This window comes from Desulfovibrio sp. (assembly GCF_047607245.1).
Classification (GTDB): Bacteria; Desulfobacterota; Desulfovibrionia; order Desulfovibrionales; family Desulfovibrionaceae; genus Desulfovibrio.
Genome location: NZ_JASGDK010000096.1, coordinates 1 through 15,137, shown reverse-complemented (window position 1 = coordinate 15,137; position 15,137 = coordinate 1). Strand labels below are relative to the sequence as shown.

The window sequence follows — 15,137 nt, the reverse complement described above, 5'->3', positions numbered from 1 at the left end:
GGGGTATGAGCATGAAATTACGGACTATCGGCTGTGTTGAACTGAACAGCATCGGCATGGGCATGCAGACGGCGGACGAAATGGTCAAGGCCGCCAATGTGGAACTGGTTCTGGCCAAAACCACCTGCCCCGGAAGATACCTTATTATCATCACTGGCGACACCGGAGCCGTCACCAGCTCTGTGAACACCGGGCTTGCGCTGGGTGCGGACCTGGTGGTGGACAGCTTCATTATCCCCAATGTGCATGAAGACGTGATTCCGGCTATGAACGGCACGGCCATTCACGGGCGCATCAACGCCCTCGGCGTTATCGAGACCTATACGGCGGCCTCCTGTGTGCTGGCAGCCGACGGTGCGGCCAAAGCTGGCGACATTCGCCTGCTGGACCTGCGGCTCTCCGCCGGGCTTGGCGGCAAGGCCTTTGTGGTCATGACCGGCGAAGTCAGCGCTGTGCAGTCCTCTGTGGACGCCGGGGTAGCCAACGTTTCTGATGGCGGCCCCGTGGTCAGCAAAATTGTCATTCCCTCGCCCAGCGAGGATCTGAAGAAGCACCTGCTGTAGCCACACTGGCGGCAAAAACGCAGGGCGCAGCGCTTTGCCTTGCTGCTGCCAGATTGTGCAAACGCACGCGGTAAGCTGCCGCCTGACCGAAACATGCCGGATTAGGCTGAAACAGGTCGAGATATGCCGGTACAGGCCAGAGCAGGCCCAATCAGGCAAATACGGCAATCAGATAGAGAGCGGGCATGCACAAGGGCGGTCAGCGCCAAGCACCGCGCCAAACGCAGCACTAAGGGGAGGGCCAGATGGAAGAAACCAAGCAACGGATCATACAAGAGTATGTGCCGGGCAGACAGATCACTCTGGCCCACCTTATCGCCAGCCCGCAAAAAGGCATCTACCTCAAGCTGGGCCTGGACGATGAATGTGCCACTGCCATCGGCATACTGACCATCACCCCCTGCGAAGGCGTCATTATTGCGGCTGACATTGCCACCAAGGCCGCCAACGTGGACATAGGCTTTCTGGACCGCTTTGGCGGCTCCCTGCTGATCACGGGCGACGTGGCCAGTGTTGAGGCGGCCCTGCGCGAAGTTTTGCGCTATTTCGGCGATGTGCTGCACTACGACCTTACCGAAATGACCAAATCATGAGGCTCTGATGCACCGTATCATGCTTTTGGGCGAAAGGGGCGCGGGCAGGAGAAGTCTTGCCCGCGCCCTCGGCCATGCGCCAGCCTTCATGCCGCAGCCTATGGCAGTGACATTCGCCGGGCGCTTTGTCATTCCACCACCGGAGTTTCTTGAGAACAGACGCTTTTACCGCGCCCTCATTACCGTGTCTGTGGATTGCGGCACCCTGCTTTTCGTTCAGGACGCCACACGGCGCACTTCGGCATTTCCCCCCGGTTTTGCCCGTATTTTCAACCGTCATGTGGCGGGAATCATCACCAGGACGGATCTGCCCGAGGCTTCCATTGAGCGCGCCGCGCGTTTTCTCAACAACGCCGGGTTACAGAATATTTACGCCATCAGCGCCGCCAGCGGCGAGGGTCTGGACACTCTGCGCCAGAAAGAACCCACGCTGTTCGTCTGACATTGCCCCATTTTACCATTGCCTTTCAGAAGCAGCCGCCTGAGCGGAAACTTCTGTTTATATAAAAAGAGCCGGCGTCTTGCGACGTCGGCTCTCATAGTATGGCAGGCTGGAACACGAATTAAAAACTAATGCAATTGGATATTGAAAGCGATATAATATGTTACGGCGAGTAGCTCGAACCGCCCGCCGCAAGTCGACGCGCATTCAGCCGGAAATTACGGTTTTCGGCTGAATGCCAACTTTGAAATGCACGCATTTCAAGGTCAATCTGATCCAGAGCAGATGAACTTTGAGTTTAAACATTCTCAAGGTTTGCGACACACCCGTTACGGCGGGCGTCTGCTCTTGTGGTCGCCTGAGCAATTTCAAAATTAATTGCCTGGGGAAGCACTGATTAAAGAGCCTCCTGGAAACTCGCAGTTATTTCGTTTGGCAAGGCGCGATCTTTTTTTGAAGCAGGAGTGGACTCTTCCGTCCTTGACTGTTTCAAAAAAGGTGAAGCAACGCAGCCAAGCGGAATAAATCAGCGTTTCCCTAGAACTGGTACTGAAAGACCACCTGCGCCTTCCAGGCATCCTGCTTGGTGTAGCTGCCGAAGTCGTTGTAGTCCTTCTTCCAGGTGCTACTGTCCATAAAGTTGGCCACGTAGCCAAGCTCCACGTTCATCTCAAGGTTTTCATAGATCTTGTAGGAAGAGATCAGGTTCACTTCCAGCATGCCGTCATTGGTGGTCAGGTAGGGGCCGTCGCTCAGATTCGAGGTGGAGTCCCACGCATTGGCATGGTCCATATACTTGACCATCGAAGGGCTGTTGGTGCCGCCCCAGTAGGCAACGCGCACAACGTGCTTCAAATCTTCCACAAAGCTGATGTCCTTGACCTGAGCGCCAATGCCCCAGGTTCCGGCGTAGCTCAACGACTTGTCCATAAAGTTGAGGGCCGGGCTCCAGGCCATATTGCCGTCGCCAAAGAAGGACGTGAAGTTGCCGTACGCGCAGATGGAAGGCATGCGCTCGGAACCGTTCTTCACGTTGCCGTCGTCGCCAGAAGCATACCAGCCAAAGACGCCGGGCACGCCCCAATCCAGCTTGTATTCCACAAGAGCCTTGGCCAGCCAACCCTGACGCTGGCTGCTGCCACGCACCACGTCGCTGGCGTCGTTGCGTTTGATGACGTCAAAACGGCCCATTTCTTCCACAAAGCCGTAGTTCAGATCCAGCTCGAAGTTCCAGGGGTCCATAGCCGTGATCTTGAAGGGAATACCCGCCCAGAAAACCTTGCCGTAGGTCTTGGAGGTATTGCCGAGCTGCTGCACGTTCAGGCCGTGGCCACCACCGATCTTGTTAAGGTAGGGGTACAGGGTCACAGCGGGGTAGCCGTCGCCAAGGCCGTTCTGCCAGAAGCCGTCAAACTTGTTGGTATTGCGGCCCATCATGCCGGGCATGATCCAGGGGGTGATCTTGATGCCGTCAAAGGTCAAAGGCAGGGTCAGGGCAAAGAGATCCATATTGTCCAGATAGTTGGCCCCTTCTGAACTGAGAATGCCGTTGTAATTGCCGCCCGAGTAGTTGTCGTTGAAGGGGCGCATCCACAGGGCGGTGAGGCCCACATTGGAATTGAAAGCATAGTTGGCAACCACCGCAGCCGCCTGGGTGTCAAATACGGCAGAACCGCCAGCGGCATTGGGCATGGAGAAATACTGCAGGCCCATTTTCATTTTCAGATCTGTCTGCGGCACGGCCCACTGCAGGTAAGCCTGGGTGAGCTTGATGTTTGTGCCGTCAGCGCCAAGGGCAGATCCCTGTCTGGCCTTGCCCCAGTCCTGCGGGCCAAGCTTGAGCTGCAGGCCGCCCATGAGGTTTTCGGAAGCAACGGCATCGAGGAAAAGCAGCACGCGCTGACGCGCCACGAACTTGTCGTCATTATTGACTTTCTTTTTGTCACCCTTGGTGGTGACATCCTGGGTCAGGCTGGGGTCGCCGACGCCGTAGCCCATAGACCATATTCCCCTGGCTTTGAATTCAATGGCCTGGGCTTTTCCGGCAATGCCCATGCCCAGAAACAGCGCCAAGGCTATCACGCACCATAGCACCCTGTTCTTTTTTTGCATAACAACCTTCTTTTTAACGTGTTTTTTTGTGTTTCAGCCTGCCTGGACTGCACAAATCCGATGTTGTCAAAACCGCAAAAAACATGAAAAAAGCCCTGCCATACAACAAGTACGGCAGGGCAAAAAGCACATTGAAGAGTCAACAAATAAGTACATTGAAGAGGGAGTGGCACAAGTTCCTGCGGGCAACGCCATACCAGGCGGTTACGGCGTAAGCAGGCGCAATACAGCATGAATCGCCTGTCTTCTGCCAGCCAAAACGCGCGGCGTCGATCCAGCAGCAGAACGAGTAAAACAGGTGCCTTACCATAGGGCCTCATCAAGTGAAGTCTTGAGGTTTGCAGGATTAAATGTGTTGGATATGAAATGCAGCCGTCGTGCCAAAAATCACCTGACTGAAATAATTGGATATAATTGTTCTGACAGCAAAAGGCTTGCCATATTGCGACATTCATGTCGCTGGTAGCGACAAAAAGAACTACAAAAAATACTTTAAATTTAAGTATGTTAAAATAACTACCCCTCAAATCACGACACTATGGTCGCAAACCACCTAACAGCACCAAAGGAATCCTTGTGACGCTTTTGTTCAAAAAGCCACAGTGAACCAGTTTTTATTAACAAACAGGCAAGTTGTGGCGTGGTGGCATACAAATTGAACTAGAGCAGCCATAAAACACACTGCAGCCCGTGCGCCCCGAGCACGGCAAGGAGTTATTTCTATGGCCTCAAAAGCGAAACGCGCCGCCCTCATTGGCTATGACTGCCTTATCCCCAAAAGGCTTGAAGTCCTGCTTGCCCAAGGGGGCCTCGTCAACTTCCGCAAGTTCATGAGCGAAGGCAGCTATATCCCCGAGGGTTTCAATCTGCCCACGGTTACTCCGCCTTCGTGGGCCACGATTTGCACCGGCGCGTGGCCGCGTACGCATGGGGTGGAAGACTATTATTACTATCACGAAGGCCGCAGCCTTGATTACAAGGAAACCACGCAGGCCTTCGGTTCTGACATCCTGACCGCCCAGACCATCTGGGACGCGTGGGACAAAGCTGGCAAAAAGTGCATTGTGGTCAACTACCCCATGTCCTGGCCTTCCAAGATGCAGCACGGCGTCATGATTATGGGCGAAGGCCTCAGCCCGGCTGAAACCCGCTGGCCCTTGCACGGCAACGAACACAGGGAATTCCTGTGCTCTGAAGGCGTGATTTCCACCGATTTCTATCCTATGGGTGTTCAGGGCAGCTTTGACGACGCCGAAGGCTGGAGCAACCTGCCCGACAGCGACGAGCCCCTGGAAATGACCGTGACCATGCATTTCAAGGAAGCTATCGAAACCCTTGAAGACCAGACCTGGCACTGTCTAGTGTGGCAGAGCGATGACGACGGTTATGACCGCATGTCTCTGTGCCCTGAAAAAGATTTTTCCAAGGCATTCTTCACCCTCAAGCTCGGCGAATGGAGCGAACCCATTCAGCACGACTTCACCGTCAAGGCTGATGGCCGCACCGAGAAAGGCGTTTTCCGCTGCAAGCTCATGCAGCTTTCTGACGACGCTGAAGAATTCAAGCTGTATGTTTCGGGCATTGCAGGCCGCTGCGGCTTCATTTCCCCGGCTGAAGCCGCCAGCCATATCGACTTTTCCAAGGACATCACTGCCAACGACATTGGCCTGGTGGCCTACATGCACGGCATCATCGACACCGACACCGTGTGCGAACTGGTGGACTACCACAGCTCGTGGTTGTGGAACACCATTGAATCGCTGATCAAGGCCAACGCAGACTGGGATCTGCTGTACATGCACTCCCACCCCATTGACTGGTTCTACCACGGCTGGCTGAGCGACCTTGAAAGCAAGGACGACGTTGTGCGCACCCGCGCTGAAAAGATGGAACGCCACATCTATGAAGTGGAAGACCGTCTGCTTGGCCGCCTTATGGATATTATGGGCGACGAAACCCTCATGTGCGTCTGCTCTGACCACGGCGCCACGCCAATGGGCCCCATCCTGAACACGGCCCACGCCCTCAAGGAAGCTGGCCTGTGCTCCTACGAGCCCAAGAAATCTGAAAACTACTGGGATATTTACGAAGAAACCGAAGGTTTCAACTACGTGCTCGACGTGAGCAAGTCTGTGGCAGTGCCGCAGCGCTACATGTTCGTCTACGTGAACCTCAAGGACAAATACCCTGGCGGCATCGTTGAAGCAGAAGATTACGAAAAAGTGCGCGACCAGATCATCGACGCCCTGCTTGACTACAAGCACCCTGACACTGGCGAACGGCCCGTGCTGCTGGCCATTCGCAAGGAAGACGCCCACGTGTTCGGCATGGGCGGTGCACAGGCTGGCGACGTGGTGTACGTGCTCAAGCCCGAGTATATGGCTGAACACGGCTACGGCCTGCCCACTGGCGAATCCGGTTGCGGCAGCCTTAAAAACCTGCTGATGTTCCGCGGCCCCAACATCAAGAAGGGCTTCCGCTACACCCGGCCCCGCTGGCTGGCCGATATCGTGCCCACCCTCTGCTACATCACGGGCAACCCCATTCCCGCGGATGCCGAAGGCGCGCCGATCTATCAGATCATGGACAACCCCAATCTGGTTTCCTAGGCATTTTGATTCCGGGAATACACATTCTCGGTAGAGTACAGGCGACTATCTCGACGTTTAACCGCGCAATAGTTTGCGCTATGCCCCCGTGGCGGACGTCTGCTTGCGCAGCCGTCAGAACAATTCAACCTGAAATTGTTCTACCGCAGTCCCCAAATGCAGAACCCAAAGTCTGCGGCGGGCCTGCCACCTCCACAGCCGGCCAATGCGCAAGTGCCGGAAAAATCTGCGGTCTCCCTGCCGGGAGGCCGCAGAATACAAGGAATAACAACATGGCTGAAAAAAAATCTATCCTCCTTCTGCTCCCTACGCTGCAACTGAACGGCTCTTCCGACACTCTGGCCGCCCTGAAGAAAAAGGCTGCCATTCTGCCCAACGCTGATGCCACTGGCCTGGAAGCTCTGGCTGCCGGGCTTGAAGGCAAGACTGTGGACAGCGCAGCCCTTGCTGGCGCTGAAGACGCCCTTCTGGTGGTGCATGGCGATGAAGCCGCCCTGGCCGCCGCTCTTGAAGCCGCCGACCGCCGTACCCTTATTGTGGTGGCCGCCGCTGACGGCGTGGCGTTCTACGGTCTGGCCATCAACGGCAAAGCCGGTTCCGTAGACCGCAAAGTCTGCGCGCAGGACATCGCCGTGACCATCGCCACCATTGTCGATCTGCCTGTGGGCGAAGACTGCACTGGCGCTGTGATCTATCAGGTGATGAAGAACCCCAACCTGAAGCTCGACGAAATTAAAAAGCTCAAGGAAGCCCTCATGCGTATGGAATCTGTCATCCAGCGCGACAACCGCGAACCTTGGGACAAACACGACTGCGCCTAAACAAAACAGCCGCGACTGCGTTTTGCGGTACAGCGCGGACTCAACCTTTAAAACGCCCGTGTACTTCTAAGGTGCATGACCGGGATAAGAGGCGAAGTTCGCCGCAAGGCTGACCAAAAGCGCACGCACTGCCCAGTTTAACAGCCATACCTGACCTCCTCCATGCCGATGGCGAACGCCCGGGACTGCCGCCCGGGCGTTCGCGCTTTTTATAGGCAGTAAGAACGAAATTTACGGCCTGCGCCCCCGCCACAGACGGGCATACACAGCAAAGCTCCGTTGTCATGCGTAAGCGTATGACAACGGAGCTTTGCTGTGCCCTTGGCGGCAAGGGCTTCAAATACAAATTTCGGACTAACCAGTCTTACCTGAAACGTCTTTGGTACAGATTTTCTTTGAAATGTTGGTGATTTCAAAGTGCCCATACTGACACAAAATACAATTTCGGCAAAATCCACGCCGCATTGCGGCGTTCTTTCTTCTCATGCACCGTTAACGCATTTAAATTTTCAAAGCTGAAGGCCCTAAACGCCCCCCTGCTTGCGGTCAGCATTCATACCCAGACGCTTCATCTTTCTCTGAAATGTGCGCAGATTCAGGCCCAACGATTCTGCGGCCTTGCCCCTGTGCCAGCGGCAGCGCTCAAGACTCTGCCGAATCATCCTTTCTTCAAGCTGGTCCACGGCTTCATCAAGCGTGATGCCCTGCGGCGTCGCCAGCAAAAGGTCAGCCCGCCCGGCATCGCCAAGCGACGTCAGCGCCTCTTCGCCAAAAGCCAGAAAACGGTCAAGAAAGTTATGCAATTCACGCACATTGCCGGGCCAGTCATACTGCTCGATGATCAAACGCACATGCGGCGGCAGCACCATGTTGTGGCCTTTTTTCTCCAGCCAGGCCTCCACCAGCAGGGGGATGTCGCCCTGGCGTTCCCGTAGCGGGGGCAAGGTCAGGGAAAGCACGTTGATGCGGTAGTAAAAGTCTGAGCGCATCTTTTTTTCGCGCACCATGCGCGAAAGATCCTGGTTGGTGGCAGCGATCAGACGAAAGGAAGATTCTTTGGGTGTATTGCCGCCTACAGGCGTGTACATTTTGTTTTCCAGCGCTCGCAGCAGCTTGACCTGAAGGTGCAGCGGCAGCTCGCCTATTTCGTCAAGAAAGAGCGTACCGCCGTTTGCCGCGCCTATATAACCTTCTTTATTGGCATGCGCGCCGGAAAAAGCCCCTTTGACATGACCGAAAAATTCGCTTTCAAGCAGCTGCTCGGGAATGGCCCCGCAGTTGACGGGCACATAGCGCCCCTTGCGCCCGCTGTATTCGTGGATGTTCTGCGCCACCAGATCTTTACCACAGCCTGTTTCACCGTAAATGATGACGTTGGAATCAGTTTCTGCGGCCTTGAGAATCTGGCTGTATATGCGGCGCATGGGTTCGCTTTTTCCCACGATGTTGCCAAGGCCGTAAAGATTGATAACCGACGTGCGCAAGGCCTGATTTTCTTCAAGCAGGGCGAGCTCCTGAAACTTCTGCTCGCTGACATCCATAATCAGGCCTTCCAGATACCGTGGACAGCCTTCTTCATCGTATACGCCCTCGCCCTGATCCCACAGCCACTTCACGCGGCCAGAGGGCAAAAGCAGGCGGTACATGACCTGATACGGCTCATGCGCGACAATACTGTCGCGTATAGCGGTTCTGCTGGCATCCAGGTCGTCAGGGTGGGTCATCCGCTCGATGGTATTGTGGTGTCCGCCCATCATTTCGTCCGGGGTAACGCCCAAAAGTTCGTACGTGCCACGGCTTACAAATTCCAGCTCATTCACAAGAAAGCCTAGGGGCACCTCACTTCCATTGAGAATACGGCAGCGGTACGCCATCCCTGGAAGGTGGTTAAGCAAACGTCGATAACTTTTTTCAACGTCCAGAACAGGGAAAGCGGCAACCGGGAACATAAAACACCACCCTTGCGGAATTTGTCGCAAGACGCGACTTATTTGTCGTAACTTAAAGCCATTCTGTACTCATGTGCTGAAAAACACAACCACAAAAGCGCTTTCCTCACGCAGTGCGATTTGTGGCACCAATAGTGCAATAGGCAGGCCAATACCAACCAGAGCCGCCGGGCTCCCGCTTTTTTTCCGAACCGGAGGATTTTTATGTCTCACGAACTCAGCGTTTCTCTTACCCGTCAGGGCAGCAAGGTAGATCTGGACATGGAGTCCGGCGTCCTTGGCGTACTCACCATTGACGGCAGCACCGCCTCCCCTGATGAAAAGGCGGGAACAGCCAAGAAGCTTTTGGCTGCCTCTGCTCTGTATTGCTATTGTGCCGCTTTGGACAAAGCTCTGGATACCCGCAACGCCAAATATGAAATTATCGAAGGCAAGGCGACATTGCAGACAGGCACAGACGATATGGGCCGCGGCCGCGTGACCGGCATTGCCATTGATGTGACTGTTCGTATGGACGAGGAATACGAGTTCATTTTTGACCGTGTGGAAAAAGTCATGCGGCAGGGCTGCCTTGTGACTGCCTCACTGCACCAGGCTTTTCCCGTCACATACAATCTCAAGCTTGCTGAAGCCGACGACTAGGTGCCTGCAATGTCCGACCAGAAAAAGAAACTTACTGTTATTGGTGGTGGCCCCGGCGGCTACACGGCAGCCTTTGAAGCCGCGCGCTCGGGCATGGCCGTGACCCTGGTGGAAAGCCACGCTATGGGCGGCACCTGTCTTAACAACGGCTGCATCCCCACCAAGACCATCAAGGCTTCTGCCGAAGCGCTTGAAACCGCCCAGAATGCCGCCCGATTTGGCCTTCGGCTTGAAGGCAGCGTCAGCGTTGACCCTGTTGCCGTGCTGACCAGAAAAGAGCGCGTGTGCGACACTCTGCGCACTGGCCTTGAAAAAACTTGCGCCGCCCTTGGGGTTACCTTGGTGCGCGGCAGGGGCCGACTGCTTCCCTCCGGCATGGTCGAGGTTGATTGCCCCGAAGGCAGGCAGGAAATCGCCTCTGACTACGTGATTCTTGCCACTGGCTCGCGCCCCGTGGACCTGCCCGGCTTGCGCGCCGACCACAAGCACATTCTCACCAGCGACGACGCCCTCAAGCTCGACCGCGTGCCCGCATCACTGATTATTGTGGGTGGCGGCGTTATTGGCTGTGAACTGGCCTGCATCTATCAGGCTTTCGGTTCTACGGTCACTGTGGTTGAAGGGCAGAACCGCCTTTTGCCCATGCCCTCCATAGACGAAGAAATCAGCACGCTTTTGCAGCGCGAAATGAAAAAACGCCGCATCACCTGCGAACTTGGGCAAACCCTCACCCAGATCCGCGTGGACGAAAACGGCGTACACGGTGTTCTCGCCACGTCGCCCTTTGCTGGCCCCGACGCCAAACCGCGCCCCGAAAAACCCGTTTCCGCCGAAATGGTGCTCGTCACCGTGGGCCGGACGTCCAATACCGAAGGCCTTGGACTCAAGGAAGCTGGCGTTGCCGTGGACGAACGTGGCTGGATCAGGGCTAACGAACATATGCGCACCTCGGTGCCCAATGTTTACGCCATTGGCGACGCCCTTGGCCCTTCACGCGTCATGCTGGCCCATGTGGCCTCAATGGAAGCTATGTGCGCGGTAAAAGACTGCCTGAGCGATGGCCAGAGCCCCATTATGGACTACCGTCATGTGCCCTCGGCCATCTTCACCTCGCCCGAAATAGGCTGCGTGGGTATGAGCGAGCGTCAGGCACGCGATGCGGGCTTTGCAGTAAAAACGTCCCTGCTTCATGTGCGTGAACTGGGCAAGGCCCAGGCGATGGACGCCCTGCCGGGCTTCTGCAAAGTGGTGGCCGATGCCGACAGCGGCGCTCTGCTGGGCGTACATATGGCCGGGGCCCACGCCACCGACCTTATCGCCGAGGCTGTGCTTGCCCTGCACATGGGCGCTTCTGCCAAGGATGTGGCCGAAACAATCCACGCGCATCCCACACTGGCCGAAGCTCTGGGCGAAGCTGTACAGCGCCTTTTCTAGAGCTGGTCAGCTTGAAGAAAGTATGATCGCCGTGTGTAAAGCACGGTTACCACAGCGTGTAATCACGCAATAAATAGCGTTTGCGCCTTGACGGCAGGCGTCTGCCTGGCAGCCGCAGAGCCTTTTACATCCAGAATGCTCGCATACGCGTTACACCAATTTTTTGGAGACGATTATGAAAGAACTGAACGACATCATCCTGCCCGACGGCCTGGGCTTCACTGATGAGCATGTGTGGCTTCACCTTGAGGGTGAGGAAGCCCTGATAGGCATCAGCGATTTTGCTCAGGACCAGTTGGGGGAAATCGCTTTTATAGACCTGCCTTCTGAAGGCGCGCACTTTGGCGCTGGCGACGAGTTTGGCACCGTAGAATCCCTCAAGTCCGTCAACCCCCTGTACATGCCCGTGGCGGGCACGGTTCTGACTGCCAACGAAGAGCTTGAAGCCACCCCGACCCTCGTGAACATTTCCCCCTATGAAAAGGGCTGGATGTTGCGAATCAAGCTCGACTGCGCCGCTGACGCCGCCACGTTGTCTGACAGCGCCGCCTACAAGGCTCTGCTGCAAAAGGGCTAGGCTCTCATTTAGGAGCCATTTTCATGAAAAGCCTTTCCGGTACCGCCACACCACGCCAGAGCAAAGAACTGGCTTACGTTCGCAAGGGTCTGTTCCTCGCGGCTCTTACTGGTGTAATTTTTTGCTGGGACGGTATTGTTCTTAAACAAGGGCTTGTGGCGGAGCCCTTCAACGCGCCCGCCCTGTGGCTGCTGGCTCCCTTGTTTGCCGCAGGGTTTCACGATTTTTCAGCTGCCATCATGTCTGTGGTCATCAACTTCAGGCAGGGAAAAATCAAGGAAATAGGGCGTACCCTTTGCAGCAAACCCGGCAGGCTGTGTATCCTCGGCGCATGTTTTGGGGCCCCTCTGGGTATGGGGGGCTATCTTATGTCCCTCTCTCTGGCCGGACCCGCGTACACCTTGCCCATCACCACCCTGTATCCGGCTATGGCGGCAGTGCTGGCCCGCATTTTTCTTAAGGAACACATTTCCTTCAGAGGAGCGTGTGGGCTTGCGCTCTGTGTCATCGGCGCATTTACCATCGGCTGGACCCCGCCGCCAGGGGGCGAATCAGGACCTGCCTTTTACGCGGGTATCGCCTTTGCTTTTCTGGCCGCTTTCGGCTGGGCAGCTGAAGGGGTTTGCGTGACATCGGGCATGGATTTCATCGAACCGGGCCTGGCGCTCAACGTGTACCAGATCATCTCTACGCTGCTGTACTTTACGATTATCATACCAATTGCCTATACCTCGCTAGTGCTCCGCGGGGTCGGCATACAGGCCCCGGTTGAGCTGGCCGGGGCCTTCCTCAGCAGTCCGGCGCTGATCTTCTTCGCGCTGGCAGGATTTATCGGCTGCCTTTCCTACAGGTGCTGGTATGCGGGTATGAATATGACCGGAGTCAGCAGAGCTATGGCGCTCAATGTCACTTACGCCTTGTGGGGCGTGCTTTTCAGCGCGCTTTTTACCGAGGTGGTCATTACGGCAAATCTGGTTCTGGGGGCTCTGGGCATATTTACCGGAATAATTCTGGTTGTTGGCAATCCCCGTGAAATGGTTAATCTGCGCACCCCTGCAATGGCATGAAAAGTCAGATGAAACCACCCATGCGGCTTGCCATTGGGGAACTCATGCTTGATGGCAAAGCCCGTACCGCCCAAAATGTGTACGACGAGCTTGCGCCTCAGTACCGAGGAGAAAAGCAAGTTAATCTGACCAACCTTGAAAATCATCTGCAATCGCTCAGGGCAGTGGGCATTCTTGCCGTAACTGATAGCGATGATATGCAAAATGCCAATGCAGACACGCTGTATATCATCAGTGTCGACGGCGAAAGGCGTGTAAAAAAATATCTGTAAGCTTTACTGGCTGATCAAAATACCGTGTGAAAGCCAACACTTCTCTACTCCCCCATATATTCATCTTCTCTGATTCCGACACCATTTTATTTTTGTTCGACCACCGATGGTTTTGCTGCTAAGTTGCATTGCGCTGTGTAACTAAGTGAAAAGCTATGTTTAGAGATAGAAATTTGTGACCAAATACTCATGCCCCTGTCCACGCAGGACGCGGCATGAGAGCCGCAATGCGACACTATTGTCGCACCAAATATCCCGGCCGCGCTTTCAACCAATTCGCCCGCCTCTAGCACCCCTTTTTTCAGTGGTTTTTTATCGGTGAGGCGCGTAATCCAGCCAGCCTTGTACAATATGTCACATTTGTCGCTATCTACCACATAGGTGTCGCAAAAGGCCGCATGCAGACAGGCGCAAGCGGCCTGCCTGCCCAAAAAGAATAAACAAAACAAGCCAGAAACCTTGATTGCTCACCGGTTGTGAAATTTGGTATATAAAATGCAAACCCTCCATTATCCCACCATTGTGCTGCCTATAGCCTCAGGTATTTTCTCGGATGCGCCAAAAGCTGGCGCGCATGGTGGACAGCGATTATTCGGCATTTATCCCGCCGCTTTTGTTACTTTTTCATTCAAGGAGTGCCACCGTGCAGCAAAGCGCTGACTGTACCGGTTTCGACGCGAAAATTGCCGTCCGGGACCTCACCAAAATGTATGGGGATCTTGTTGTTCTGGACAAGATCAACTTCAGCATCAAGCGAGGAGAGCTGGTCAGCATTGTTGGCCCTACCGGATGCGGCAAAACTACCTTTCTTAACTGCATGTCCAAACTTACGGAAACCACCTCCGGCAATATCTATATTGACGGCGAAGTGGCCAACCCGCGCAAACACAACCTGGCCTTTGTATTTCAGGAACCCACTGCCCTTCCCTGGCTGACCGTGGCCGAAAACGTGGCCTACGGCATGCGCATTAAAAAAATGCCCAAGCCTGAAATGGAAAAGCACCTGAACTTCATTCTTGACCTTGTGGGCCTTAAAGATACCGCCAATCTTTATCCCAACCAGGTTTCGGCCAGCATGATGCAGCGCATCGCCGTGGCCCGCGCCTTTGCCGTAAATCCCGACCTGTTGCTGATGGACGAACCTTACGGCCAGCTGGACGTCAAGCTGCGCTTCTACCTTGAAGACGAACTGGTGAAGCTGTGGCAGACGTTGAAGAGCACCGTGCTTTTCGTCACACATAATATTGAGGAAGCCGTGTACGTGGCTGACCGTATTCTCGTTCTGAGCCCCAAGCCCACGAAGGTCCGGGCGGAGGTAGTTGTTGACCTGCCGCGTCCGAGGGATTTCAGGGATCCGAAATTCATCGAACTTCGCCGGCAGGTCACAGACCTCATCCGCTGGTGGTAGGCAAAGCAAGGAAGGATTTTGTTCATGGATATCAACGATAAAGCATTTCGCAAGCCCTTTCGGCTTCGCATTCTTCCTGTTCTCAGCGTCTGTGGCTTCCTGATCCTGTGGCAGATCTGCATTGCGCCGCCAGACGTGGAAGACTGGCGCATCCCGAGCACCCTGCTGACGTCTCCGCTGGATGTGCTTCGCCTGATGATCGACAAGCTGACCAACCCCGCCCCCGACGGCGCAGTGCTTTTGCAGCACGCCTGGGTCAGCATGCAGGAAGCTTTTCTTGGCTATGTGCTCGCCCTGATTGTCGGCCTGCCCCTTGGCCTTGCTATGGGCTGGTTCACCACTGTGCGCGGCCTTGTGCGCCCCATTTTTGAAATTATCCGTCCCATTCCGCCTGTTGCCTGGATTCCGCTGACCATTTTCTGGTTCGGCATCGGCTTGCCCGGCAAGGTCTTCATCATCTGGCTTTCGGGTATTGTTCCCTGTGTCATCAATACCTATACAGGCGTAAGGATGACCAACCCCGTTCATATCCAGATGGCGAGAACCTACGGCGCTTCAGACTGGCAGATCTTTACCACCATCTGCGTGCCCTCTGCCCTGCCTATGGTGTTCGGCGCACTGCAATAGGCCAGCGCGATTTGCAGTGCG

Annotated in this window: 15 protein-coding genes; 12 read left to right on the top strand and 3 right to left on the bottom strand. The window is 55.3% G+C overall.

Annotation, left to right across the window (positions count from 1 at the left end; translation table 11 throughout):
* The first annotated feature begins 11 nt into the window (after positions 1–11).
* The 3 genes from QM579_RS07725 (at position 12) to QM579_RS07715 (ending at position 1,598) form a co-directional block, all read left to right on the top strand.
* Entirely contained in the window at positions 12–563 is a 552-nt protein-coding gene (locus QM579_RS07725; RefSeq protein ID WP_414998590.1) for a BMC domain-containing protein, read from the top strand.
* Positions 564–808: 245 nt separating this feature from the next.
* On the top strand, positions 809–1,156 hold the full coding sequence (locus tag QM579_RS07720) for a BMC domain-containing protein (protein WP_414998589.1): 348 nt from the start codon (positions 809–811) through the stop codon (positions 1,154–1,156).
* 7 nt (positions 1,157–1,163) lie between these two features.
* Positions 1,164–1,598, top strand: a complete 435-nt coding sequence (locus tag QM579_RS07715; RefSeq protein ID WP_414998588.1) for a EutP/PduV family microcompartment system protein — start codon at positions 1,164–1,166, stop codon at positions 1,596–1,598.
* Between the two features lie 537 nt (positions 1,599–2,135).
* Here QM579_RS07715 and QM579_RS07710 read toward each other — a convergent pair.
* Positions 2,136–3,710 carry an outer membrane homotrimeric porin gene (locus QM579_RS07710; RefSeq protein ID WP_414998587.1) on the bottom strand — a complete coding sequence of 525 codons (1,575 nt, stop codon included), beginning with the start codon at positions 3,708–3,710 and terminating at the stop codon, positions 2,136–2,138.
* A gap of 722 nt (positions 3,711–4,432) precedes the next feature.
* Between QM579_RS07710 and QM579_RS07705 the strand changes: the two genes are divergently transcribed.
* Both QM579_RS07705 and QM579_RS07700 read left to right on the top strand, forming a co-directional pair.
* A complete protein-coding gene (locus QM579_RS07705) occupies positions 4,433–6,319 on the top strand; it encodes an alkaline phosphatase family protein (protein WP_414998586.1) in 1,887 nt (628 codons plus the stop codon).
* Positions 6,320–6,591: 272 nt separating this feature from the next.
* Entirely contained in the window at positions 6,592–7,140 is a 549-nt protein-coding gene (locus QM579_RS07700; RefSeq protein ID WP_414998585.1) for a hypothetical protein, read from the top strand.
* A 524-nt stretch (positions 7,141–7,664) separates the two neighbouring features.
* Here QM579_RS07700 and QM579_RS07695 read toward each other — a convergent pair.
* Entirely contained in the window at positions 7,665–9,089 is a 1,425-nt protein-coding gene (locus QM579_RS07695) for a sigma-54 interaction domain-containing protein (protein WP_414998584.1), read from the bottom strand.
* A gap of 204 nt (positions 9,090–9,293) precedes the next feature.
* On the opposite strand from QM579_RS07695, the gene QM579_RS07690 reads away from it, so the two are divergent.
* The 5 genes from QM579_RS07690 to QM579_RS07670 all read left to right on the top strand — a co-directional run bounded on the left by QM579_RS07690 (position 9,294) and on the right by QM579_RS07670 (position 13,081).
* Positions 9,294–9,731: an OsmC family peroxiredoxin gene (locus tag QM579_RS07690; protein ID WP_414998583.1), complete on the top strand. Its 438-nt coding sequence runs from the start codon at positions 9,294–9,296 to the stop codon at positions 9,729–9,731.
* A 9-nt stretch (positions 9,732–9,740) separates the two neighbouring features.
* The gene (gene lpdA, locus QM579_RS07685; protein WP_414998582.1) at positions 9,741–11,165 is read left to right on the top strand and encodes a dihydrolipoyl dehydrogenase; all 1,425 of its coding nucleotides are present in this window, start codon (positions 9,741–9,743) and stop codon (positions 11,163–11,165) included.
* A gap of 175 nt (positions 11,166–11,340) precedes the next feature.
* Complete coding sequence (gene gcvH, locus QM579_RS07680; RefSeq protein ID WP_414998581.1) at positions 11,341–11,742, top strand: glycine cleavage system protein GcvH; 402 nt, start codon at positions 11,341–11,343, stop codon at positions 11,740–11,742.
* A 23-nt stretch (positions 11,743–11,765) separates the two neighbouring features.
* Positions 11,766–12,809, top strand: coding sequence for a DMT family transporter (locus QM579_RS07675; protein WP_414998580.1), 1,044 nt, complete (start codon positions 11,766–11,768; stop codon positions 12,807–12,809).
* Positions 12,810–12,829: 20 nt separating this feature from the next.
* Positions 12,830–13,081: a hypothetical protein gene (locus tag QM579_RS07670; protein WP_414998579.1), complete on the top strand. Its 252-nt coding sequence runs from the start codon at positions 12,830–12,832 to the stop codon at positions 13,079–13,081.
* A gap of 86 nt (positions 13,082–13,167) precedes the next feature.
* Here the strand turns inward: QM579_RS07670 and QM579_RS07665 are convergent, their stop codons facing one another.
* Positions 13,168–13,458 (bottom strand): hypothetical protein, encoded by a 291-nt coding sequence (locus QM579_RS07665; RefSeq protein WP_414998578.1) that lies wholly within the window; start codon positions 13,456–13,458, stop codon positions 13,168–13,170.
* Between the two features lie 329 nt (positions 13,459–13,787).
* Between QM579_RS07665 and QM579_RS07660 the strand changes: the two genes are divergently transcribed.
* Both QM579_RS07660 and QM579_RS07655 read left to right on the top strand, forming a co-directional pair.
* Positions 13,788–14,489 (top strand): ABC transporter ATP-binding protein, encoded by a 702-nt coding sequence (locus QM579_RS07660; RefSeq protein ID WP_246388116.1) that lies wholly within the window; start codon positions 13,788–13,790, stop codon positions 14,487–14,489.
* A 24-nt stretch (positions 14,490–14,513) separates the two neighbouring features.
* Complete coding sequence (locus QM579_RS07655) at positions 14,514–15,116, top strand: ABC transporter permease (protein WP_414998577.1); 603 nt, start codon at positions 14,514–14,516, stop codon at positions 15,114–15,116.
* Positions 15,117–15,137: the final 21 nt, after the last annotated feature.

What these genes read in the sequence shown, in the direction of transcription:
- QM579_RS07725 (WP_414998590.1), top strand. Translation starts at nt 12, where the DNA reads ATGAAATTACGGACTATCGGCTGTGTTGAACTGAACAGCATCGGCATG.
- QM579_RS07720 (WP_414998589.1), top strand. Translation starts at nt 809, where the DNA reads ATGGAAGAAACCAAGCAACGGATCATACAAGAGTATGTGCCGGGCAGA.
- QM579_RS07715 (WP_414998588.1), top strand. Translation starts at nt 1,164, where the DNA reads ATGCACCGTATCATGCTTTTGGGCGAAAGGGGCGCGGGCAGGAGAAGT.
- QM579_RS07710 (WP_414998587.1), bottom strand. Translation starts at nt 3,710, where the DNA reads ATGCAAAAAAAGAACAGGGTGCTATGGTGCGTGATAGCCTTGGCGCTG.
- QM579_RS07705 (WP_414998586.1), top strand. Translation starts at nt 4,433, where the DNA reads ATGGCCTCAAAAGCGAAACGCGCCGCCCTCATTGGCTATGACTGCCTT.
- QM579_RS07700 (WP_414998585.1), top strand. Translation starts at nt 6,592, where the DNA reads ATGGCTGAAAAAAAATCTATCCTCCTTCTGCTCCCTACGCTGCAACTG.
- QM579_RS07695 (WP_414998584.1), bottom strand. Translation starts at nt 9,089, where the DNA reads ATGTTCCCGGTTGCCGCTTTCCCTGTTCTGGACGTTGAAAAAAGTTAT.
- QM579_RS07690 (WP_414998583.1), top strand. Translation starts at nt 9,294, where the DNA reads ATGTCTCACGAACTCAGCGTTTCTCTTACCCGTCAGGGCAGCAAGGTA.
- lpdA (WP_414998582.1), top strand. Translation starts at nt 9,741, where the DNA reads ATGTCCGACCAGAAAAAGAAACTTACTGTTATTGGTGGTGGCCCCGGC.
- gcvH (WP_414998581.1), top strand. Translation starts at nt 11,341, where the DNA reads ATGAAAGAACTGAACGACATCATCCTGCCCGACGGCCTGGGCTTCACT.
- QM579_RS07675 (WP_414998580.1), top strand. Translation starts at nt 11,766, where the DNA reads ATGAAAAGCCTTTCCGGTACCGCCACACCACGCCAGAGCAAAGAACTG.
- QM579_RS07670 (WP_414998579.1), top strand. Translation starts at nt 12,830, where the DNA reads ATGCGGCTTGCCATTGGGGAACTCATGCTTGATGGCAAAGCCCGTACC.
- QM579_RS07660 (WP_246388116.1), top strand. Translation starts at nt 13,788, where the DNA reads ATGTATGGGGATCTTGTTGTTCTGGACAAGATCAACTTCAGCATCAAG.
- QM579_RS07655 (WP_414998577.1), top strand. Translation starts at nt 14,514, where the DNA reads ATGGATATCAACGATAAAGCATTTCGCAAGCCCTTTCGGCTTCGCATT.